At 76.7% G+C, this 20226-nt stretch carries 19 protein-coding genes; 11 read left to right on the top strand and 8 right to left on the bottom strand.

Going from position 1 to position 20226, the window contains the following annotated elements:
* Nucleotides 1–138: 138 nt before the first annotated feature.
* Nucleotides 139–546 (top strand): cobalamin B12-binding domain-containing protein, encoded by a 408-nt coding sequence (locus ACIQBJ_RS23775; RefSeq protein ID WP_400714574.1) that lies wholly within the window; start codon nucleotides 139–141, stop codon nucleotides 544–546.
* Nucleotides 547–556: 10 nt separating this feature from the next.
* On the opposite strand, the gene ACIQBJ_RS23770 is transcribed toward ACIQBJ_RS23775, so the two are convergent.
* The 4 genes from ACIQBJ_RS23770 to ACIQBJ_RS23755 all read right to left on the bottom strand — a co-directional run bounded on the left by ACIQBJ_RS23770 (nucleotide 557) and on the right by ACIQBJ_RS23755 (nucleotide 4176).
* Nucleotides 557–2110 (bottom strand): DUF5691 domain-containing protein, encoded by a 1554-nt coding sequence (locus ACIQBJ_RS23770; RefSeq protein WP_400714032.1) that lies wholly within the window; start codon nucleotides 2108–2110, stop codon nucleotides 557–559.
* The gene (locus ACIQBJ_RS23765; protein ID WP_400714029.1) at nucleotides 2107–2247 is read right to left on the bottom strand and encodes a hypothetical protein; all 141 of its coding nucleotides are present in this window, start codon (nucleotides 2245–2247) and stop codon (nucleotides 2107–2109) included. The genes ACIQBJ_RS23770 and ACIQBJ_RS23765 overlap by 4 nt, the downstream gene beginning before the upstream one ends.
* 221 nt (nucleotides 2248–2468) lie before the next feature.
* Nucleotides 2469–3782: an SWIM zinc finger family protein gene (locus tag ACIQBJ_RS23760; protein WP_400714026.1), complete on the bottom strand. Its 1314-nt coding sequence runs from the start codon at nucleotides 3780–3782 to the stop codon at nucleotides 2469–2471.
* A 10-nt stretch (nucleotides 3783–3792) separates the two neighbouring features.
* Entirely contained in the window at nucleotides 3793–4176 is a 384-nt protein-coding gene (locus tag ACIQBJ_RS23755; protein ID WP_400714023.1) for a MerR family transcriptional regulator, read from the bottom strand.
* A 90-nt stretch (nucleotides 4177–4266) separates the two neighbouring features.
* Between ACIQBJ_RS23755 and ACIQBJ_RS23750 the strand changes: the two genes are divergently transcribed.
* From ACIQBJ_RS23750 to sucD, 6 genes are all read left to right on the top strand, one after another.
* On the top strand, nucleotides 4267–4683 hold the full coding sequence (locus ACIQBJ_RS23750; protein ID WP_400714020.1) for a hypothetical protein: 417 nt from the start codon (nucleotides 4267–4269) through the stop codon (nucleotides 4681–4683).
* A 150-nt stretch (nucleotides 4684–4833) separates the two neighbouring features.
* Nucleotides 4834–5931: an AAA family ATPase gene (locus ACIQBJ_RS23745; RefSeq protein WP_400714017.1), complete on the top strand. Its 1098-nt coding sequence runs from the start codon at nucleotides 4834–4836 to the stop codon at nucleotides 5929–5931.
* Nucleotides 5889–8207: a DUF5682 family protein gene (locus ACIQBJ_RS23740; RefSeq protein ID WP_400714571.1), complete on the top strand. Its 2319-nt coding sequence runs from the start codon at nucleotides 5889–5891 to the stop codon at nucleotides 8205–8207. Before ACIQBJ_RS23745 ends, ACIQBJ_RS23740 begins: the two co-directional genes overlap by 43 nt.
* Before the next feature lie 108 nt (nucleotides 8208–8315).
* Nucleotides 8316–9449 carry a VWA domain-containing protein gene (locus ACIQBJ_RS23735; RefSeq protein WP_400714014.1) on the top strand — a complete coding sequence of 378 codons (1134 nt, stop codon included), beginning with the start codon at nucleotides 8316–8318 and terminating at the stop codon, nucleotides 9447–9449.
* A 337-nt stretch (nucleotides 9450–9786) separates the two neighbouring features.
* Complete coding sequence (sucC, locus tag ACIQBJ_RS23730) at nucleotides 9787–10959, top strand: ADP-forming succinate--CoA ligase subunit beta (protein WP_400714011.1); 1173 nt, start codon at nucleotides 9787–9789, stop codon at nucleotides 10957–10959.
* 17 nt (nucleotides 10960–10976) lie between these two features.
* On the top strand, nucleotides 10977–11867 hold the full coding sequence (sucD, locus tag ACIQBJ_RS23725) for a succinate--CoA ligase subunit alpha (RefSeq protein WP_400714008.1): 891 nt from the start codon (nucleotides 10977–10979) through the stop codon (nucleotides 11865–11867).
* A gap of 97 nt (nucleotides 11868–11964) precedes the next feature.
* On the opposite strand, the gene ACIQBJ_RS23720 is transcribed toward sucD, so the two are convergent.
* On the bottom strand, nucleotides 11965–13410 hold the full coding sequence (locus ACIQBJ_RS23720) for a LuxR C-terminal-related transcriptional regulator (RefSeq protein WP_400714005.1): 1446 nt from the start codon (nucleotides 13408–13410) through the stop codon (nucleotides 11965–11967).
* Nucleotides 13411–13527: 117 nt separating this feature from the next.
* On the opposite strand from ACIQBJ_RS23720, the gene ACIQBJ_RS23715 reads away from it, so the two are divergent.
* Nucleotides 13528–14805 (top strand): DUF6350 family protein, encoded by a 1278-nt coding sequence (locus ACIQBJ_RS23715; protein WP_400714002.1) that lies wholly within the window; start codon nucleotides 13528–13530, stop codon nucleotides 14803–14805.
* Between the two features lie 121 nt (nucleotides 14806–14926).
* On the opposite strand, the gene ACIQBJ_RS23710 is transcribed toward ACIQBJ_RS23715, so the two are convergent.
* Together ACIQBJ_RS23710 and ACIQBJ_RS23705 are read right to left on the bottom strand one after the other, a co-directional pair.
* Entirely contained in the window at nucleotides 14927–15691 is a 765-nt protein-coding gene (locus ACIQBJ_RS23710; protein ID WP_400713999.1) for a hypothetical protein, read from the bottom strand.
* A complete protein-coding gene (locus ACIQBJ_RS23705) occupies nucleotides 15688–16596 on the bottom strand; it encodes an ATP-binding cassette domain-containing protein (RefSeq protein WP_400713996.1) in 909 nt (302 codons plus the stop codon). Before ACIQBJ_RS23705 ends, ACIQBJ_RS23710 begins: the two co-directional genes overlap by 4 nt.
* A gap of 141 nt (nucleotides 16597–16737) precedes the next feature.
* Between ACIQBJ_RS23705 and ACIQBJ_RS23700 the strand changes: the two genes are divergently transcribed.
* Both ACIQBJ_RS23700 and ACIQBJ_RS23695 read left to right on the top strand, forming a co-directional pair.
* Entirely contained in the window at nucleotides 16738–17886 is a 1149-nt protein-coding gene (locus ACIQBJ_RS23700; protein WP_400713993.1) for a sensor histidine kinase, read from the top strand.
* Entirely contained in the window at nucleotides 17883–18557 is a 675-nt protein-coding gene (locus tag ACIQBJ_RS23695) for a response regulator (protein WP_400713990.1), read from the top strand. The genes ACIQBJ_RS23700 and ACIQBJ_RS23695 overlap by 4 nt, the downstream gene beginning before the upstream one ends.
* A 49-nt stretch (nucleotides 18558–18606) precedes the next feature.
* Here the strand turns inward: ACIQBJ_RS23695 and ACIQBJ_RS23690 are convergent, their stop codons facing one another.
* Entirely contained in the window at nucleotides 18607–19191 is a 585-nt protein-coding gene (locus tag ACIQBJ_RS23690; protein ID WP_400713987.1) for a hypothetical protein, read from the bottom strand.
* 351 nt (nucleotides 19192–19542) lie between these two features.
* On the opposite strand from ACIQBJ_RS23690, the gene purN reads away from it, so the two are divergent.
* Nucleotides 19543–20202, top strand: a complete 660-nt coding sequence (gene purN, locus ACIQBJ_RS23685; protein ID WP_400713984.1) for a phosphoribosylglycinamide formyltransferase — start codon at nucleotides 19543–19545, stop codon at nucleotides 20200–20202.
* Nucleotides 20203–20226: the final 24 nt, after the last annotated feature.

Here is a 20226-nt window from a genome sequence, read left to right as displayed (position 1 = left end):
CCCCTCCTCCCGGCCGGTGGGAACGGACGGCGGCACAGACTGGCGCTACCCTCCCCTCAGATCTGTTAGAAGTGGTTAACACCTCGCCCGTGCGAACAAGTCGGCCGGGTGGTGGACGACGTGGTCCAGGAGGCAGTGATGGTGGTGTCGGGGCCGATCCGAGTGGTGGTCGCCAAGCCCGGGCTGGACGGGCACGACCGGGGGGCGAAGGTCATCGCGCGGGCGCTGCGCGACGCCGGCATGGAGGTCATCTACACCGGCCTGCACCAGACCCCCGAGCAGATCGTCGACACGGCGATCCAGGAGGACGCCGACGGCATCGGCCTGTCCATCCTGTCCGGCGCGCACATGACGCTGTGCGCCAAGGTGATCGAGCTGCTCAAGGAGCGCGACGCCGCCGACATCAAGGTGTTCTGCGGCGGGATCATCCCGGAGGCCGACATCACCGAGCTGAAGGCGCTCGGCGTCGCCGACATCTTCACCCCCGGCACCTCCACCCAGGACGTGGTGTCCTGGGTGGCGGCGAACCTGCGCACCGCCAGCTGAACCCCCCGCCTCAGGGCGCCAGTTCGGCCAGCATCGCCTGCCGGAACCGCAGGGTTCCGGCGAGCCGGGCGAAGGTGTCGGCCCAGGCGGTGTCCGGCGAGGTGTCGGCGGCCAGCGCCTCCACCGCCGGGGCGGTCTCCGGGGCGAGGGCGCGCTCGGTCATGCCGAGCACGCCGCTGTGGCTCCACGGGTAGGAGCCCAGCTCGGCCGCCCGCTTCAGGGCCGCGACCACCGCCGTGGACAGCGGCGGCGTCCACGGGGTGGCGCAGGCGCCGAGCAGCTGGAAGGCGTCGCCCAGGCCGTGGGTCTGCACGAACGCGGCCGTCCAGGCGGCGCGTTCGGCGGGCGGCAGGACCGCCAGCAGCTTCGCCGGGGCGCCCGGGGCGCGGGTGTCGCGGCCCGGCCGGGGCGGGGCGCCGAGCAGCGCGCGGGCCCAGCGGGCGTCCTGCTGGCGGACGGCCGCGCGGGCCCACGCCTCGCGCAGGTCCTCGGCCCACTCGGCGCCGCCGCCGTCCGGGCCGTCCACCGTGGGCAGCGCGAGCAGCTGCTCCGGCGTCAGCCCGGTGTCCGCCGTCCACAGCGCCAGCGGGGCCGCGGCCAGCACCTCGCCCAGCCACCAGGCCCGTTCGCCGCGCCCGGTCGGGGACTTCACCGGGATGCCGTCGCGCTGCATGGCGGCGTCGCAGGCCGTCGGCGGGACCACCCGCAGCCGGCCCTCCTCCGGGCGGACCACCGCCCGGGCCCGCTCCGCCATCCGGGCGGCCAGCGCCGAGCCGGGCAGCGTGGAGAGCAGTTCGGCGGCGGTCGCCCGGACGTTCTTGGAGCGGTCGCCGAGCGCGGCCTCCAGGAACTCCTCGTCGTCGGCCGACAGGCCGTCCTGCAGCGAGTCCAGGAACAGCACCCGGTCCTCGGCCCGCTCGGTCGACCAGGTCGAGGCGAGCAGCGCCAGCGCGGCCGCCGGGGCGGTCCGCCGGAGCCTGGTCAGGTGCGTCACCCGCTCCGCGAACAGTCCCTCCTGCCACAGGAGTTCGCTCGGCCGGCCGTCGGTGTCCTGGTCGGCGGCGGTTCGGGTCAGGTACTTCCAGTCCGGGTTGTGCGGGGCCAGCCAGCGCCCCAGCGGGCCGGCCAGCGCCACCGCGTCGGCCCGCAGCTCGGAGCGGGCCCGGGCGGTGTCCAGCAGCGCCGGGACCAGCGCGGGCGGCAGCCGGTAGCCGTGCGCGCGGGCCGCGGCCAGCCACTGCGGCAGCAGCTCGGCCAGGTTCGCGGTGCTGCCGGTCCCGCCGCGGGTGCCGAGCAGCACCGCCAGTCGGCGGGCGGCCGGCTCGGGCAGCGCGGGCCGCGGGTCGGCCGCGGCGGGCGCGGGGGGTTCCACGGCCGGGCCGGGCAGCGCGCCCGCCCGGCGGCGGACCGCCGCGACCGCCGCCAGGTCGAGCAGCGCGGCCGCCGGGTCGGTGCGGTCGACCGCACCGGCGAGCGGGCCGTCCGGCTCCGGGAGCGGGCGGCGGTCGGTGCCGAGCAGGGCCGCGCCCTGCAGTTCGGCCCAGTGGTCGGTGGGCGCGGTCATGCCCGGTCTCCGTTCGGACGGGGGGCGGCGGTCCGGTGGCGGCGGCCCCAGCCGCTCGCGGTCGCGGCGCGGCGGGCGGCGTGGTGCAGGGCGATGCGCCGGACGGCGGCGCGGTGCCGGGTGCGGGCGACGATCATGGCTACCTCCGAGGGACGGGTCGGCACGGACGCCGGGGAGCGTCGGGGGACCGGTCGGGCAGTGCGGGTGGCACACCGGGCTGCCGGTGACGATCCGTCACCGGCACGGCCGGGCGGCCGGGAAGCGAGGGGCGGACGGGCAGGGCCGGGCCAGGGCGGTGACGGATCGTCAGCGCCGAACACGGACAGTATTGGTGACTGAGCGTCACTGGGGCAAGGGGTCAGCCGAGGGCGACCGGGCGGTGCTCGGCGTCCCAGGCCGTGACGGGCGTGAAACCGGCGTGGCCGCACTCGCCGAACAGCGTCACCGGATGCCCGGCGGAGACCGCGGCGAGCCGCCACAGCGCCTGGTCGGGCAGCGCGCCCCGGCGCACCGGGAGGGTGCCGCGGCCGTCGGTGAGCAGCCAGCCGTCCGGCGTCCGGACCGGCACCACCTCGGCCAGTACCGCGGGCCGGCCCTCCAGCCACGGGTCCGCGGCCAGCGCGGCGCCGTACTCGGCCAGCGCCTCGGCCGGGGAGACCCCCGCCGGCGGGCCCGCCGGGCCCGGCTCCGGGTCGCCGTGCCGGGCCCCGAGGACGGCCCGCAGCGGGTGCGCGCCCGGGTGGAAGGCGAGTTCGGCCTCCAGTACCCGGCCGGTCGGCAGCGCCAGGTCCGGCGCCTGGCCGGGCCGCCCGAAGGCCAGCAGCAGCGCCGTCCGGCCGGTCTTCGCGCCGCGCAGCCACACCCGGCGGGTGGTCAGCCGCTCGTCGGCGGTGTCCCGGCTGCCGAGTACCTGCCAGCGGTCCCGGACGGTCGGTCCGGCCAGCAGCTCCGCGGCCTCGGTGGTGAACCCGACCCGGGCCCGGACCGTCGCCGCCAGGGCCTCCGGCAGGGCGTCGACCCGGCCGTAGGCGCCGGCCAGCAGGTGCAGCATCGCGTACTCCTCCAGCAGTCCGTCCTGCGGGGCCCGCTCCAGCGTCCGGACCCCGGCCGCCAGGCCCGGCGCCTGGGCGTCCACCATCCGGGCCGCGACCTCCTCCCAGGCCCCGGCGGGCGGCGGGTCCGCCAGGCCGCGGCGGACCCCGTCGGCGAGCCGCAGCCGCAGCTCGGCGGCACCGGCCGCGACCCGGGCGGAACGCTTCCCGGCCCGCCGCCGGGCCGCCTCCGGGTCCGCCTCGGCGGCCTTCGCCCGCTGCTTGGCGACCCGCTCGGCCGCCGCCTCGCCGCGGCCGTCCACCCACTCCGCGACCCAGTCCGGCGGGGCGGCCCCGTCCGGCACCGCCTCCGGGCCGGCGGCCCACAGCAGGAGCAGCCCCAGCGCGTGCTTGCACGGGAACTTCCGGCTCGGGCAACTGCACTTGTACGCCGGGGTGCCGAGCTCCACGGCCGTCCGGTACGGGGTGCTGCCGCTGCCCTTGCAGAGGCCCCACAGCGCGCCCCGCCCGGTGCCGGTCGACGACCACGGGCCGGGCCCGGAGAGCTTGCCCGCGGCCTTCAGCGAGGCCGGATCGGGCGCCAGCGAAAGGACGTGTTCGGTGCTCCAGCGTTCCTCCATGGCCACGACGCTAGGCGGGACCACTGACAGCCGGGGCCCACCGCTCCGGCTCCAGCGGGCAGCCCGCGCCGGCCCGTTCGGCGAGCTCGGCCCGGAGCGCGGAGAGCTCCGCGATCCGGGCGTCGACCAGCGCGATCTTCTCCCGGAACAGCTCGGCCAGCCGGGCCGGGGCGTCCGGCGCGGCACTCAGCTCGGCCCCGAGCCGGGCGATCTCGGCGAGCGGGAACCCGAGCGCCTGCGCGGTGCGGACGTACCGCAGCCAGGGCACCGCCTCGGGCGGGAAGTCGCGGTAGCCGTTGGGCAGCCGGTCGGCCGCCAGCAGCCCGGTGCGCTCGTAGAAGCGGACCGTGTCGCGGCTGATCCCGGCCCGGGCGGCCAGCTCACCGATGCGCATGTCCCCGCTCCCGTCGCCGACTTGACCCTGGACCGTACTCCACGGTCGAGGATCGGGCCGAACCCGAGCCGACGACCGGAGGAACCCCCGATGACCGACACCGCCCGCTACGCCCGCCTGGTGCGCGCCAGCGCCTGGTACGACCTGCTGGTGACCGCCCCGTTCGCCACCCCGTGGACGTACGCCCTCGCCCACCGGGCGCTGGACGCGCTGGGCGGCGCCCTCGGGACGGGCGGACTGCCGCCGCAGCAGCCGACGCTGACGCTGTTCGCCAACCTGATGGGCTCGCTGGTGGTGGTCTGGTCGGTGCTCCGGCTGCGGCGCCCGTCGCCCGCGCACGGCCTCTACGACGGCGCGGCGCGGGTGCTGTTCGCCTGCTGGCAGGCGTACGCGCTGGCACTCGGCGCGACCGGCCTGCTCTGGGGCTTCCTGGTGGTGGAGGCCGCGTTCGGGGCGGCCCAGCTCCGGCCCTGGTGGACGGCCGCGCGCCGCCCGGCGACCCGCTGACCGGACCGCCCGGTTGTCGGTGGCGGGGTGCAGAGTGGAACCCGCACGGCCCGGACGGAAGCACGTCCCCGCAGGTCGAGGCCGTGCCGTTCCCGCCTGTCCGCGCCTTCCGCGCACTGCTTTGACGACCCGTCACGAACGGAGCAGCCGATGACCACCGAGACGCCCAGCGAGGTCCTGCGGCAGCACGCCGAGGACGCCTTCGCCGAGGAGCTGGCCGCCCTCGCCGCGCACGACGACCGCACCCGGCCGGAGCGCTGGCGGCTCTCGCCGTGGGCCGTCGCCACCTACCTGCTCGGCGGCGAACTCCCCGACGGCACGGTGATCACGCCGAAGTACATCGGCCCGCGCCGGGTGGTCGAGGTCGCCGTCACCACGCTCGCCACCGACCGGGCGCTGCTGCTGCTCGGCGTCCCCGGCACCGCCAAGACCTGGGTCTCCGAACACCTCGCGGCGGCGATCTCCGGCGACTCCACCCTGCTCGTCCAGGGCACCGCCGGCACCCCCGAGGAGGCCGTCCGCTACGGCTGGAACTACGCCCAACTCCTCGCCCACGGGCCCAGCGAGGACGCCCTGGTGCCGTCCCCGCTGATGCGCGCCATGCGGGACGGGCGGATCGCCCGGGTCGAGGAACTCACCCGCATCCCGGCCGACGTGCAGGACAGCCTGATCACCATCCTGTCCGAGAAGACGCTCCCCGTACCGGAGTTGGGCTCCGAGGTGCAGGCGGTCCGCGGCTTCAACGTGATCGCCACCGCCAACGACCGCGACCGCGGCGTCAACGAGCTGTCCTCCGCGCTGCGCCGCCGGTTCAACACCGTGGTGCTGCCGCTGCCCGCCACCCTGGAGGAGGAGGTCGAGATCGTCACCCGCCGGGTCGGCCAGCTCGGCCGCTCCCTCGACCTGCCCGAACTCCCGGGCGGCGCCGAGGAGATCCGCCGGGTGGTGACGGTCTTCCGCGAGCTGCGGGCCGGCCTGACGGCCGACGGCCGGACGAAGGTGAAGACCCCCAGCGGCACGCTCTCCACCGCCGAGGCGATCTCGGTGGTCACCAACGGCCTCGCGCTGGCCGCCCACTTCGGCGACGGCGTGCTGCGCGCGGGCGACGTCGCGGACGGCATCGTCGGCGCCGTGGTCCGCGACCCGGTCGCCGACCGCCAGGTGTGGCGCGAGTACGTGGAGGGCGTGGTCCGGGACCGCGACGGCTGGAAGGACTTCTACCGGGCCGCCCGGGAGGTCTCGGCGTGACGGACCAGGTGACGCTGCTCGGGGTCCGCCACCACGGCCCCGGCTCGGCCCGCGCGGTGGGGGCCGCGCTGGCCGCGCTCCGGCCGGACGCGGTGCTGATCGAAGGCCCGCCCGAGGCCGACGAGTGGGCGGCGCTGGCCGCCGAGAAGGACATGGTCCCGCCGGTCGCGCTGCTGGCGCACGTGGTGGACGACCCGGCCCGGGCCGCGTTCTGGCCGTTCGCCGAGTTCTCCCCCGAGTGGGTCGCGCTGCGGCACGCGCTGGACACCGGCGTGCCCGTCCGGTTCATCGACCTGCCGGCCGGGCAGAGCCTCGTCCTCGGCCCGCGCGGCGAACCGGCCGAAGGCGAGGGCGAAGGGGAGGGCGAGGACGCGGCGGAGCCGGGAGCGCCGGGGGGCGTTTCCGTCGACCCGATCGCCGAACTCGCCGCCGCCGCCGGGCATCCGGACCCGGAAGCCTGGTGGGAGGACGTGATCGAGCACCGCGGCCCCGACGCCGACCCGCTCGCCCCGTTCGCGGCCCTCGCCGAGGCGATGGCCGCGCTGCGCGAGCACCACCCGGCCGGACGGCGCGACGAGGTCCGGGAGGCCGCGATGCGCCAGCAGATCCGGGCCGCCCGCCGGGCCGGGCACCGGCGGATCGCCGTGGTCTGCGGCGCCTGGCACGTCCCCGCGCTGGCCGCGATGCCGACCGTCGCGCACGACCGGGCGCTGCTCGCCGAACTGCCGAAGAAGGCCAGGACCGAGCTGACCTGGGTGCCGTGGACGCACCGCCGGCTCTCCCAGCACACCGGCTACGGCGCGGGCATCGACTCGCCCGGCTGGTACCACCACCTGTTCACCGCCGACGGGCAGCCCGTCGTCCGCTGGATGACCAGGGTCGCCGAACTGCTCCGCGCCGAGGACCACCCGGTCTCCTCCGCGCACGTCATCGAGGCGGTCCGGCTCGCCGAGAGCCTCGCCGCGGTGCGCGGCCGCCCGCTGCCCGGCCTCACCGAGACGCTGGACGCGGTCCGGGCCGTGATGTGCGACGGCTCCGAGGTCGCGCTCGCCCTGGTCCGCGAGCGCCTGGTGGTCGGCGACGCGCTCGGCGAGGTCCCCGACGGCGCGCCCGCCGTACCGCTGCGGCGCGACCTGACGCGCCTCCAGCGGACCCTGCGGCTCAAGCCGGAGGCCGAGGCCCGCGACCTCGTCCTCGACCTGCGCAAGGACCTCGACGCCGAACGCTCCCGGCTGCTGCACCGGCTGCGCCTGCTCGGCCTGCCCTGGGGCCGCCCCGCCCGGGACGGCGTGAACTCCACCGGCACCTTCCGGGAGACCTGGCGGCTCGCCTGGGAGCCCGAGTTCGCGATCCGGCTGGTCGAGGCCGGGCACTGGGGCACCACCGTGCTCGGCGCCGCCACCGGCAAGGCCGTCGGCGACGCCGAACGGGCCGAACTCACCGACCTCACCGACCTCGCCGAGCACTGCCTGCTGGCCGCGCTGCCCGACGCCCTGCCCGAGGTGATGCGGCGGCTCGCCGACCGCGCCGCGCTCGACACCGACGCCGGGCACCTCGCCGCCGCGCTGCCCGCGCTGGTCCGCACCCTCCGCTACGGCGACGTCCGGGCCACCGACACCGGCGCGCTCGCCGCCGTCGCGCACGGCCTCGCCGAACGCCTCTGCGTCGCGCTGCCCGCCGCCAGCACCGGCCTGGACGCGGAGGGCGCGAGCACCCGCCGCGAGCAGCTCGACGCCGTCCACCAGGCGGTCGCCCTGCTCACCGACCCCGACATCACCGAACGCTGGGCCGGCACGCTGGCCGCGCTCGCCGCCCGGGAACCGCACGGCGGGCCCGCGACGGGCGTTCCCGGGCTGCTCCGCGGCCGGGCGGTGCGCCTGCTGCTCGACGACGGGCGGCTCGACGCGGACGAGGCCGGGCGGCGGCTCGGACTGGTGCTCTCCACCGCCTCCGAACCCGCCGACGCGGGCGGCTGGGTCGAGGGCTTCCTCTCCGGCGGCGGGGCGCTGCTGCTGCACGACCCGGCGCTGCTCGGCCTGCTCGACGACTGGCTGACCGGCGTCCCCGCGGAGGTCTTCACCGACCTGCTGCCGGTGCTCCGCCGCACCTTCTCCTCCCTGGAGACGGGCGTCCGCCGCACCATCGGCTCCCGGGTCGCCACCGGCGCCCTCGGCACTCCCGTGCCGGCGGCCCCCGACACCCCGCTGGACGGGGCCCGTGCCGACGCGACCACCCCGGTGCTGGCCCTCCTGCTCGGCCTCACCCCGCCGACCTGACCGGCCCGCAGGATTCGCCTGCGGCGCTGCCCCGATCTTTCCCTTCCCCCCTTCCGCTTCGCGCAGTTCCCCGCGCCCCCGACGGGGCACGGGGGTGAGGAGACCAAGATGACTGTCCGTCAGGACGACGAGCGGATGCGGCGCTGGCGGCTGGTGCTGGGGGCGGACGGGGACGGGACGGGGGTCCGGCTGTCGGGGCGGGACGCGGCGATGGACGGGGCGCTGGGGGCGCTGTACCGGGAGGACGGGAAGCGGTCGGCGGGGCTCGGCGGGTCGGCGCCGAAGGTGGCGCGGTGGCTGGGGGACATCCGGGAGTACTTCCCGACCAGCGTGGTGCAGCTGATGCAGCAGGACGCGATCACCCGGCTGGGACTGGACCGGCTGCTGCTGGAGCCGGAGATGCTGGAGGCCGTCGAGCCGGACGTGCACCTGGTGGGGACGCTGCTGTCGCTGAAGCACGCGCTGCCGGAGACCACCCGGGAGTCCGCCCGCGCCGTGGTCGGCAAGGTGGTCGCGGAGCTGGAGCGCCGGCTCGCCGACCGGACCCGTTCGACCGTCGGCGGCGCGCTGGACCGCAGCGCGCGGGTCAACCGGCCCCGGCACCGGGACATCGACTGGGACCGCACGATCCGGGCCAACCTGTCGAAGTACCTGCCCGAGTACCGGACCGTCGTGCCGGAGCGGCTGGTCGGCTACGCGCGGGCGCAGCGGGCCGTGAAGAAGGACGTGATCCTGTGCATCGACCAGTCCGGGTCGATGGCGGCGTCGGTGGTGCACTCGGCGGTGTTCGGCGCGGTGCTGGCGTCGATGCCGAGCCTGGACACCCGGCTGGTGGTGTTCGACACCTCGGTGGTGGACCTGACGGAGCAGCTGACCGACCCGGTGGACGTGCTGTTCGCCACCCAGCTCGGCGGCGGCACCGACATCAACCGGGCGCTGGCGTACTGCCAGTCGAGGATCAGTCGGCCGTCCGAGACGATCGTGGTGCTGATCAGCGACCTGTACGAGGGCGGCATCCGGGACGAGATGCTGAAGCGGGTCGCCGCGATGAAGGCCGCGGGGGTGCAGTTCATCGCGCTGCTGGCGCTCTCCGACGAGGGCGCGCCCTCGTACGACCACGCGCACGCGCAGGCGCTGGCCGCGCTGGGGGCCCCGGCGTTCGCCTGCACCCCGGACGCGTTCCCGGAGATCATGGCGGCGGCGATCGAGAAGCGCCCGCTGCCGGTCCCCGACCCGCGCTGACCCGACGGCACCGATCCCACCCTTCCGAGTGAATCCGTGGTGGGCTCCGCGGAGTGCGCCCCGGGGGCTCGCGCCGCCTCCCGGCACGCCGTTACTGGTTCGTTGTGACGGTTCTCACGACGACGGACCCGGCCCCGGGCGAAACACGCCCGTCGTACGGGGATAACCTGCCATGCGGACGTGACGCGCGTGTTGATCGACGATGCGCCCGGCTCGCTGCGTGGGCCGCAAGGCTCGTACATCTGCGTACCCGCTCAGCACCGACGACCCGCAGCGAAGATCCTGCCGTGGCACGCTCGTAGAGACACATTCCGCGACCACGAACAAGGACAAACACGTGGACCTGTTCGAGTACCAGGCGAGGGACCTCTTCGCCAAGCACGGCGTACCCGTGCTTGACGGCGATGTCATCGAGACCGCCGCAGACGCTGCCGCCATCGCGGAGCGCTTCGGCGGCCGTGCCGTCGTCAAGGCTCAGGTGAAGGTGGGCGGCCGAGGCAAGGCCGGTGGCGTGAAGCTCGCGTCCGACCCGCAGGACGCCGTGGCCAAGGCCGGGGCGATCCTCGGCATGGACATCAAGGGCCACACCGTCCACAAGGTCATGCTGGCGCAGACCGCGGACATCCAGGAGGAGTACTACGTCTCCTTCCTGCTGGACCGCACCAACCGCACCTTCCTGGCGATGGCCAGCGTCGAGGGCGGCGTGGAGATCGAGGTCGTCGCCGAGGAGAACCCCGACGCGCTCGCCAAGATCCCGGTGGACGCCAACGAGGGCGTGACCGCGGAGAAGGCCGCCGAGATCGTCGCCGCCGCGAAGTTCCCGGCCGAGATCGCCGACCAGGTCGCCGACGTCCTGCAGAAGCTCTGGGTCGTCTTCGTCAAGGAGGACGCCCTCCTGGTCGAGGTCAACCCGCTGATCAAGTCCGGCGACGGCAGGATCATCGCGCTCGACGGCAAGGTCTCCCTCGACGAGAACGCCGAGTTCCGCCAGCCGGAGCACGAGGCGCTCGAGGACAAGGCCGCCGCCAACCCGCTCGAGGCGGCGGCGAAGGCCAAGGGCCTGAACTACGTCAAGCTCGACGGCCAGGTCGGCATCATCGGCAACGGCGCGGGCCTCGTCATGAGCACCCTGGACGTCGTCGCGTACGCCGGCGAGAACCACGGCGGCGTGAAGCCGGCCAACTTCCTCGACATCGGCGGCGGCGCGTCCGCCGAGGTGATGGCGAACGGCCTGGAGATCATCCTGGGCGACGCCGACGTCAAGTCGGTCTTCGTCAACGTCTTCGGCGGCATCACCGCCTGTGACGCGGTCGCCAACGGCATCGTGCAGGCCCTCGCGCTCCTGGAGAGCAAGGGCGAGGCCGTCACCAAGCCGCTGGTCGTCCGTCTGGACGGCAACAACGCGGAGCTCGGTCGCCAGATCCTGACCGACGCCAACCACCCGCTGGTCGAGCAGGTGGACACCATGGACGGCGCCGCTGACCGCGCCGCCGAGCTGGCCAACAAGTAAGGAAGGGACTCAACACCATGGCTATCTTCCTTACCAAGGACAGCAAGGTCATCGTCCAGGGCATGACCGGCTCCGAGGGCATGAAGCACACCCGCCGCATGCTCGCGTCCGGCACCCAGATCGTCGGCGGCGTGAACCCGCGCAAGGCGGGCACCACCGTCGACGTGGACGGCACCGAGGTCCCGGTGTTCGGCACCGTGGTCGAGGCGATCGAGAAGACCGGTGCCGACGTCACCGTCATCTTCGTGCCGCCGGCGTTCACCAAGTCCGCCGTGATCGAGGCCATCGACGCCGAGATCGGCCTCGCCGTGGTCATCACCGAGGGCGTGCCGGTGCACGACACCGCCGCGTTCTGGGCCCACGCCGGCGCCAAGGGCAACAAGACCCGGATCATCGGCCCGAACTGCCCCGGCCTGATCAGCCCCGGACAGTCCAACGCGGGCATCATCCCGGCCAACATCACCGGCGCGGGCAAGATCGGTCTGGTGTCGAAGTCCGGCACCCTGACCTACCAGCTCATGTACGAGCTGCGCGACCTCGGCTTCTCCTCCGCGGTGGGCATCGGTGGCGACCCCGTCATCGGCACCACCCACATCGACGCCCTCAAGGCGTTCCAGGAGGACCCGGAGACCGAGCTGATCGTGATGATCGGCGAGATCGGCGGCGACGCCGAGGAGCGGGCCGCGGCCTACATCGCCGAGCACGTCACCAAGCCGGTCGTCGGCTACGTCGCGGGCTTCACCGCGCCCGAGGGCAAGACCATGGGCCACGCCGGCGCCATCGTCTCCGGCTCCTCCGGCACCGCCCAGGCGAAGAAGGAGGCCCTCGAGGCCGCCGGCGTCAAGGTCGGCAAGACGCCGTCCGAGACCGCCCGCCTGGCCCGCGAGCTGTTCGCCGCCGCCAAGTAGCGAGCGGCGGCGCGGCCACCGCGCCACGCACGGAGCGCCGCCCACCGGTTCCCACCGGTGGGCGGCGCTCCGTCGTTCCCGGGCGGTCGCTCCCGGCTCAGGCGCCGGGCGGGGGGAACGGGCCCGCCGGTTCGGCCAGGGGCGGCAGCGGGCGGTGGCCCGGCGGCGGGACGGCGGCGGGCGCGAAGGCCGACGGGGCGGCCGGGCGGTGCGCCGCGAACGGGCTGCCCGCCGTCAGCGCGTCCGAACTGCCCGCCGGGGCGGCCGGGGACGGCGACAGCTCGGCCGGGACCTGCCCCGGCGGGCCGATCAGCCGGGCCGGAAGCCCCGGCGTCGGGCCGCACCACGGCGTCCGCAGCCCCGGCGCGGCCCGCGGCGCCGCCGGGCCGGCGCTGCCCGTCCCCGCGCCCGTGCAGGCCGAGGCCACCGGCAGCTCCGGACGCACCAGTTCGGCCGGGCCCACCCCCAGCAGGGTGGCCACCACCGCCGCGCCCACCAGCCCCGTCAGTGCCGCCGCCGCACCCGTCACCAGGCCGGTGTGCAGCCGGCTGTCCGCGACCAGCAGCGCCGGGGCGGGCAGCCGCGGGCCCGGGCAGCCGTGCACCGCCGCGGTGTGCAGCAGCCCCGCCAGCCGGTCCGCGAACCCCGGCTCCTCCGGGTCGTCCCCGACCAGCGCCGGGACCTCGCGGGCCAGCGCCGCCCGCGCCGACCGGACCCGGCCCGCGGCCGCCGCCGTGCTCGACTCCACCTCCACCGCGACCCGCTCCACCGGCAGCCCCAGCGCGTCGTGCAGCACCAGCGCCCGCCGCTGCGGCCGGGACAGCCGCACCAGGGCCTTCAGCAGCGCCCGGTCACGGGGCGTCAGCCGCTGCGGCGGCTCGGGCGGCTCCGGAGCGGCCGCACCGACCGCGATCCGCCGCCGCGGCCACCGCACCAGGTGCGCCCGGCGCGGCCCGCCCCGGTGCCACGGCGACAGCGCCCGCTCGAACGCCTCCGTCCGCACCCACCCCTCCGGGTCCCCGCCCGCCGACACCGCCGCCCAGCGGCGGCCCGCCGCGCCCAGCGCCAGGTGCGCGCAGTGCGCGGCGCGGTGGCGGTGGCCGGTCAGCAGGAAGGTCTGCTGGACCAGGCGGGTGTGGACGAGGGCGGTGAACGCCGCGAACTCCGCGGGTGCGGGTGCGGGTGCGGTGGTGGTGGCGGTGGCGGCGGGCTCAGGGTCGGGCGCGGGGGCGGGTGCTGACGGTGCGTCGGCCTCCCCGGGCGGGTCGGCCGTGGCGGGCGCCGCGGCGGCGGCGAGGGCGGTGGCCTCCTCGGGGGTGCGGACGCCCAGCTTGCGGACCGCCCGGTTGAGGTCGGCGCGGGCGGTGCCGGGGGTGAGGCCGAGCCGGCGGGCGGCGGTGCGGAGGTCGTCCCCGGCGGCGAGGCGGGCCAGCACCCGGGCCTCCCGGGGCGTCAGGACGCGCAGCAGGCGGGCGGCGTCCTCGCGGGCCCGCAGCGACGGGCCGGTGGTGGGTTCGGGCTCCGCGGTCGAGGGTGAGGTCAACGGACTCCTCCGTCGCAGGTCGGTCGCGGAAATAGGCACATGTACTGATAATCCGGGACACGGCGAAGGTGTGCCCGTTGACACCGCAGAACGGGTGGCCTTGGCAGCATGAAGGCCATGACGCAGCTGATGGGCCGTCCGATCCTGGGCCTGCCGGGCGAATTGGACAGCCGCTCCACCCTCGCCGACCTGCTCACCGGCGTCCGCGCCGCGCTGCTCACGCTGTCCGTGGTCGCCGTCCCGGTGTTCGGCCTGTGGGTCCTGGCCCCGTACGGCGACGACACCGCGCAGGACGCCGCCCGGACGGTGTTCGGGGTCTGGCTGCTCGGCCACGGCGCCCCGCTCGCCCGGCCCCCCGCCGGCGCGCCCGTCACCGTCACCCCGCTGCTGCTCACCCTCGTCACCGCCGTCCTGCTCGACCGGGCCGGCCGGCGCGTCGCCCGGCGCGCCCGGGGGCGCGGACCGGCCCGCTGGCGCTCCCCGCTGGCCCTGTACGCCGGCTACCTGCTGGTCGCCGCCGCGGCCGTCGCCCAGTGCACCGACCCGGAGGCCGTGCTGCGCGCCCGCGCCGCCGCCGACCTCGCCACCGTCGCCCTGCTCACCGCCGCCGCGCTCGGCCACGGCCTCTGGGCCGGACTCGGCCGCCCCGTCCGCCTCCCCGGCCCCGGGCTGCCGTCCGCGCTCCGGCCGGACGGCGCCGGGCAGGCCCTCGGACGGGCCCTCGGCGGCTGGCTGCTCGCCCTCACCGCGGGCGGCGGCGCCGTGTGCGCGGTCGCCGTCCTGCTCGGCACCGCCGGACAGGGCGCGCAGCGCCTCGGCGGCGGCACCGCGGACTGGCTCGGCCTGCTGCTCGCCTGCCTGCTGCTCGTCCCCAACGCCGTGCTCTGGTCCGCCGCGTACGCGCTCGGCCCCGGGTTCGTGGTCGGCACCGGCACCCACGCCGGGCCGCTCGGCACCCGGCTCGGCCCCGTCCCGGACTTCCCGCTGCTCGGCCTGCTCCCCGCCGACCGCGGCCCCGACTGGCACCTGCTGGCCTGCGCGGCGCCCGCGGCGGCGGCCGTCCTCGCGGGGGTGCTGCTCGGCCGCGCCGCCACGCGCTGGGCGCTCGGCCCCACCGCGGCCGTCGCCACCGCCCTCGCCCTCGCCGCCACCCCCCTCGGCCTGCTGGCCGGCTGGGCCTGCGGCGGCGCGCTCGGCCCCGGCCGGATGTCCCGACTCGGCCCCGTCCCCTGGCAGTTCGGCCTCGCCCAGACCGCCTGGCTGCTCGCCCTCGCCCTCCCCACCGCCCTGCTCCACCGCTGGTGGCACCGCCGTCCCCGCACCGCCGCCGGCCCGGGCGCCCTGATCCGCCTCCGCTGCGCCGCCCACGCCCTGGTCTGCCGCCTCGCGCCCTGACGGGGGAGTTGCTGCGGGAGCGGCGCGCCCGCGCCGCAGGGCCGACGGGGCGTCGGTCTGCGGCGCGGGCGGGTGCCGATCGGTTGTGCCGGGCCGTGGTGCGGGCGGGTGCCGGGGGCGGTCAGGCGTCGTGGTGGAGGAGGACGTGGCGGCCGAGGAGGGTGGCGGCGGCGGTCCAGGCGGCCATCAGGAGGAGGCCGGTGAGGTGGCCGAAGGGGACGTCGGGGGAGTCGGCGAGGAGGAGGGCGTAGCGGCCGGCGCGGTCGGGGAGGTAGACGGCGGCCTCGCGCAGGCCGGGGATCGCGGTGAGGGCGGTGGTACCGAGGAAGAACAGCGGGGAGAGCAGGCCGAGCGCGGCGGTCTGGTTGCGCAGGGCCGTGGTGAGGGAGAGGCAGAGGAGCAGCAGCAGCGGGTGGTAGAGGACGGCGGCGGCGAGTGCCCGTCCCAGACCGGGGGTGCCCAGGTCGAGGCCCACCGTGGCCAGGGTGGCGGCGAGTTGGCCCGCCACGGTGGCGAGGCCGACGGCCAGGCCGAGGCCCGCGCCGAGCAGCAGCTTGGCCCGGAGCAGGCGGGCCCGGTCGGGGACGGCGGCCAGCGAGGCGGCCAGGGTGCCGGAGGCGTACTCCTGGCCGATCAGCAGGATGCCCAGGCAGACCACCGCGACCTGGCCGAAGTTCAGGCCGTAGCCGAGGCCCTCCATCGGGTCGTCGGAGAGCGAGTGGTCGGTGCGGCCGTACGCGATCTGGACGGCGGCCGTGATGCCCGCGCCGAGCGCGACCGCGAGCAGCGGCGTCGTCCACAGCGGGCGCAGCGAGGTGAACTTGGCCCACTCGGCGCGCAGCGGGCGGGTGGCGGGGGCGGTGCCGGTGCCGGTGCCGGTGGTCATGCCGCCACCGCCCGGTACTCGACGGCGTCCGCGGTCATCCGCATGAAGGCCTCCTCCAGGGAGTCGTGGGTGACGGAGAGTTCGATCAGGGCGACCCGGTGCTCGGCGGCGAGCGCGCCGAGCCGCCCGGGGTCGCCGTCGGGGACGTCGAAGGCCCCGTCGCCGACCGGGACGGCCCCGGGGTGGGCGGTGGCGAGCAGCGCGGCCAGCGCGGCCGGGTCGACGGCGCGGACCCGGACCCGGCGGCGGCCGTGCGCGGCGAGGAACTCCGGGGTGGTGGCGTCGGCGAGCAGCCGGCCGCGGCCGATCACCACCAGCCGGTCGGCGGTCCGTGCCATCTCGGCCATCAGGTGGGAGGAGACCAGCACCGCCCGGCTCTCGGCGGCCAGGCGGCGCAGCAGGTCGCGGAGCCACCGGACGCCCTCCGCGTCCAGGCCGTTGGCGGGCTCGTCGAGCAGCAGCGCGGCGGGGTCGCCGAGCAGGGCGGCGGCGATGCCCAGGCGCTGGCGCATGCCGAGCGAGAAGGTGCGGATGCGGTGCCCGGCGACCCCGGTCAGGCCGACCAGGTCGAGGACCTCCTCGGTGCGGCGCTCCGGCAGCGCGTGCGAGGCGGCGATCCAGCGCAGGTGGCCGCGGGCGGTCCGGCCGGGGTGGACGGCCTGGGCGTCCAGCAGGGCGCCGACCCGCCGCAGCGGGGCGGCGAGTTCGGCGTAGGGGCGGCCGTCGACCAGCGCCTGCCCGGCGGTCGGCCGGTCCAGGCCGAGGACCATCCGCAGGGTGGTCGACTTGCCCGCGCCGTTCGGGCCGAGGAAGCCCGTCACCAGGCCGGGCTCCACCCGGAACCCGAGCCCGTCGACGACCCGTCGGCCGCCGTACTCCTTGGTCAGTCCGCTGATCCCGATCACCGCTGTGCGCCTCCTCCGGCCCGTTGCTTCGGTGGCACCGAGTCAACCGGGCGGCGGGCGCCGGGAGATCCCGCCGGGGAGGGGCCCGGCTCCCTCCCGGGAGGGAGGACGCGGCGGCGGGCCGGGCGGCAGGATGGTCGGATGATCTTCGCCCCGCTGCTCCGCCCCGCCACCTACGCCCGCTGGCTGCACCTGATGCTGGGGCTGGTGTTCGCGGGGGTGATGGTGCTGGTGTACCCGGGCGTCGAGGGCGGCCCGCCGCTGCGGACGGCGCTGCTCGCGGCGGCCGTGGACGTGCCGGTGCTGGGCCTGCTGGCGCTGCTGCCCGCGGTGCGCCGGCAGGAGGGGGTGCAGGCCCGGCTGCTGCTGGTGCCGGAGCGGGAGGAGTCGATCGGGGTGGCGCCGTCGGCCGACTGGGCGGACCGGGGCCGGACGGCGTGCTGGCTGGTGGCCCGGGTCGTGCTCGGCGTCGCGCTGGGCGGGGCGACGGCGCGGGCGATCGCCGTGTCCGGGGACGCGCTGCGGGCGCCGTTCGGGCCGCGGGCGCTGCTCGCCCCGCTCGCGCTGTTCGCCCTGCTGTGGCTGGTGGTGCTCGCCGGTCGGCTCCAACTCGCACTCGCGGAAAGGCTGTTGGGGCCGTCGCGGGCGGAGCGGCTGGCGGCGGCGGAGGCCCGGGCGGAGCGCCTGCTGGAGCGCAACCGGCTGGCCCGGGAACTGCACGACTCGATCGGCCACGCGCTGACCGTGACGGTCCTGCAGGCCGGCGCGGCCCGCGAGGTGGCCGATCCGGCGTTCCGGGAACGGGCGTTGGAGGCGATCGAGACCACCGGGCGGCGGGCCCTGGACGACCTGGAGCGGATGCTGGTGCTGCTGCGCGAGCAGCCCGAGCAGACCGCCGCCGAGCAGCCCGGGCTGGACCGGGCCGGGGAGCTGTTCGCCGCCGCCCGGGCGGCCGGCAGCCCCGTCGACGCCGAACTGGCCGTCCGCGCCGCCGAGTTGCCCGGGGTGCTGTCCCGCGAGGCGTACCGGATCGTCCAGGAGGGCGTCACCAACGCGCTGCGGCACGCCCCGGGCGCGCCGATCCTGGTCCGGGCCGCCGTCGCGGACGGCGCGCTGGAGCTGTCCTGCCGCACCGCCCTTACCGGGGGCGGGAGTTCGCGCCGCGGCGGCGGCAAGGGCCTGCGCGGGGTGCGGGAGCGCGCCGTCCTGCTCGGCGGCGCGTGCGCGGCCGGACCGGACGGGCCGGACTGGCTGCTGCGGGTGCGGCTGCCGCTACGGTTGGGCCGGTGACCGTGATCGAGGTGCTGCTCGCCGACGACGAGGAACTGATCCGGGCCGGGCTGCGCGCCGTCCTGGACGCCCAGCCGGACCTGCGGGTGGTCGGCGAGGCCGAGGACGGCGCCGAGGCGCTGGCGATGGCCCGGGCGCTGCGCCCCGACGTGGTGCTGATGGACGTCCGGATGCCCGGGGTGGACGGCCTGGCGGCGACCCGGGCGATCCTCCGCGACGGCGGCGCGGACGCGCCGAGGATCCTGGTGGTGACCACCTTCGAGGCCGACGACTACGTGTACGAGGCGCTCCGGGCGGGCGCCGCCGGGTTCCTGCTGAAGCGCACCCGCCCCGCCGAGATCGCCCGGGCGGTGCGGCTGGTCGCGGCGGGGGAGTCGCTGCTGTTCCCGGCGGCGATCCGCCGGCTGGCCGCCGACCGGGCCGCCGACCGGCCGGACGGGGCGGACGGCGGCGCGGTGGCCCGGGCCGGGCTGACCGGGCGGGAGGCCGAGGTGCTCCGGCTGATGGCCCGCGGCCTGTCCAACGCGGAGATCGGCGGGCAGCTGCACCTGGGCGTGCAGACGGTGAAGACGCACGTCAGCGCGGTGCTCGGCAAGCTCGGGGCGCGCGACCGGACCCAGGCGGTGATCGCGGCCTACGAGTCGGGCTTCGTCTCCCCGGCGGGGGACTGACCGGCGGGGGGCCGACCTGTGCCGGGCCGACCCGCGGCCCGGCACCCCGTCACTCGTCGGCGCCCTCGGTCATGGTGACCAGCCAGGCCGGGGCCGGCTCGTCCACGGCGCAGCTCTGCGCGCCCTCCTTGGTGAGCGCGCTGTTCACGCAGTCCAGGTAGTCGTGGTAGGCGAACTGCAGGGCGAAGACGGAGAGCGACATCACCAGCGCCAGGCCGCCGGTGATCAGCGCGCTGAGCGCGGCCGGGACCTGCGGGCGGACCGGGCGCGGGGCGAACGGGTCGGCGACCGGCTCGGCGGGGGTGCGCAGCACCGTGACGGCGTACCAGACGGCGAGCAGGGCGAGCGGGAAGCCGACCCACGGGAAGGTCGCCAGCACGGCCAGCAGCGCGGCGAAGCCGCACAGCAGGGCGTTGCGGGCGGTGCGGTGCAGCGGGTCGGACGGGTCCAGCTTCGGGCCGGCGGGCTGCTCGGGCTGGGGCCGGCCCCACGGCGACTGCTCGCCCTCGGGGCGCTCGCCGCCCGGCCCGTCGGCGGGCGGCTGCGGGACGCGGGGACGCCAGGGCTGGTCGGGGGCGCCGGGCGGAGGGGGCGCGAAGGGGTTGCGCTCGCCGCTGTCCTCGCCGCTGCTCATGGTGTCGACCGTTTCTGCTCGTCGGTTGCCCGCCCGGTGGTGGGGGATCGGGCGGTCGCTCAATGATCCCCCAGCCGGTTCCCGGCTGTCCGGCACCCCGCCAGGTTGGTGCCGGGGACTCCGGGAGATCCCCGTCTCAGCTACGCGCGTAGCGTTGCCGGGCGGTTACAGCCGCCCTCCCACCAGCCGTTATCGTGGTGACGGTCGGCGGCTTCCGGACCGGACCGGGGCGACCGCAGCGCCGCGACCGCCCGGTGGTCCACCGCCGCTCCCGACCTGCCGCCGCCCGTAGTGGCCCCACCGACGGTGGACGTACCAGCGGGCGGCACCCGACGTACGGAGAATCGCGCCGTGGCTGCCGCTGACGCCCAAGTCTTCCCGCCCCGCACCCCCGGCCCGGCCCGGCTGGTGGTGCTGGTCTCCGGCTCCGGCACCAACCTGCAGGCACTGATCGACGCCGCCGCCGACCCCGCCTGGGGCGCCGAGATCGTCGCCGTCGGCGCCGACCGCGCGGGCATCGCGGGCATCGAGCGGGCCGAGCAGGCCGGTCTCCCGGTCTTCGTCGAGAAGGTCGGGGACCACGCCGACCGGGCCGGCTGGGACGCCGCGCTGACCGCCGCCGTCGCCGCGCACGAACCCGACCTGGTGGTCACCGCCGGGTTCATGAAGATCCTCGGCCCCGCCTTCGTCACGGCCTTCGCCGGACGCACCGTCAACACCCACCCCGCGCTGCTGCCCGCCTTCCCCGGGGCGCACGGCGTCCCCGACGCGCTGGCGTACGGGGTCAGGGTCACCGGCTGCACCGTGCACCTGGTCGACGCCGGGGTGGACACCGGGCCGATCATCGCCCAGGGCGTGGTGGCCGTCGAGGACGCCGACCACGCGGACGGCGGCGAGGCGCTGCACGAGCGCATCAAGACTGTCGAGCGCAAGCTGCTCGTCGAGGTCGTGGGCCGGCTGGCCCGCGAAGGACACCGCATCGAGGACCGAAAGGTATGGATTCCGGCATGAGCGAGCGAAGCGAGCGAATCGTAG

This window comes from Kitasatospora sp. NPDC088391 (assembly GCF_044753345.1).
Classification (GTDB): domain Bacteria; phylum Actinomycetota; class Actinomycetes; order Streptomycetales; family Streptomycetaceae; genus Kitasatospora.
Note: the sequence above shows the minus strand (reverse complement) of the source record. Positions and strands in the feature narration are given on the sequence as shown.

Bases quoted from the DNA above. Each gene is read 5' to 3' on its own strand.
- ACIQBJ_RS23755 (WP_400714023.1), bottom strand. From the start codon at position 4,176: ATGCGCATCGGTGAGCTGGCCGCCCGGGCCGGGATCAGCCGCGACACG.
- sucD (WP_400714008.1), top strand. From the start codon at position 10,977: ATGGCTATCTTCCTTACCAAGGACAGCAAGGTCATCGTCCAGGGCATG.
- ACIQBJ_RS23690 (WP_400713987.1), bottom strand. From the start codon at position 19,191: ATGAGCAGCGGCGAGGACAGCGGCGAGCGCAACCCCTTCGCGCCCCCT.
- ACIQBJ_RS23700 (WP_400713993.1), top strand. From the start codon at position 16,738: ATGATCTTCGCCCCGCTGCTCCGCCCCGCCACCTACGCCCGCTGGCTG.
- ACIQBJ_RS23735 (WP_400714014.1), top strand. From the start codon at position 8,316: ATGACTGTCCGTCAGGACGACGAGCGGATGCGGCGCTGGCGGCTGGTG.
- ACIQBJ_RS23710 (WP_400713999.1), bottom strand. From the start codon at position 15,691: ATGACCACCGGCACCGGCACCGGCACCGCCCCCGCCACCCGCCCGCTG.
- ACIQBJ_RS23750 (WP_400714020.1), top strand. From the start codon at position 4,267: ATGACCGACACCGCCCGCTACGCCCGCCTGGTGCGCGCCAGCGCCTGG.
- ACIQBJ_RS23770 (WP_400714032.1), bottom strand. From the start codon at position 2,110: ATGACCGCGCCCACCGACCACTGGGCCGAACTGCAGGGCGCGGCCCTG.
- ACIQBJ_RS23760 (WP_400714026.1), bottom strand. From the start codon at position 3,782: ATGGAGGAACGCTGGAGCACCGAACACGTCCTTTCGCTGGCGCCCGAT.
- ACIQBJ_RS23745 (WP_400714017.1), top strand. From the start codon at position 4,834: ATGACCACCGAGACGCCCAGCGAGGTCCTGCGGCAGCACGCCGAGGAC.
- ACIQBJ_RS23715 (WP_400714002.1), top strand. From the start codon at position 13,528: ATGACGCAGCTGATGGGCCGTCCGATCCTGGGCCTGCCGGGCGAATTG.
- ACIQBJ_RS23765 (WP_400714029.1), bottom strand. From the start codon at position 2,247: ATGATCGTCGCCCGCACCCGGCACCGCGCCGCCGTCCGGCGCATCGCC.
- ACIQBJ_RS23775 (WP_400714574.1), top strand. From the start codon at position 139: ATGGTGGTGTCGGGGCCGATCCGAGTGGTGGTCGCCAAGCCCGGGCTG.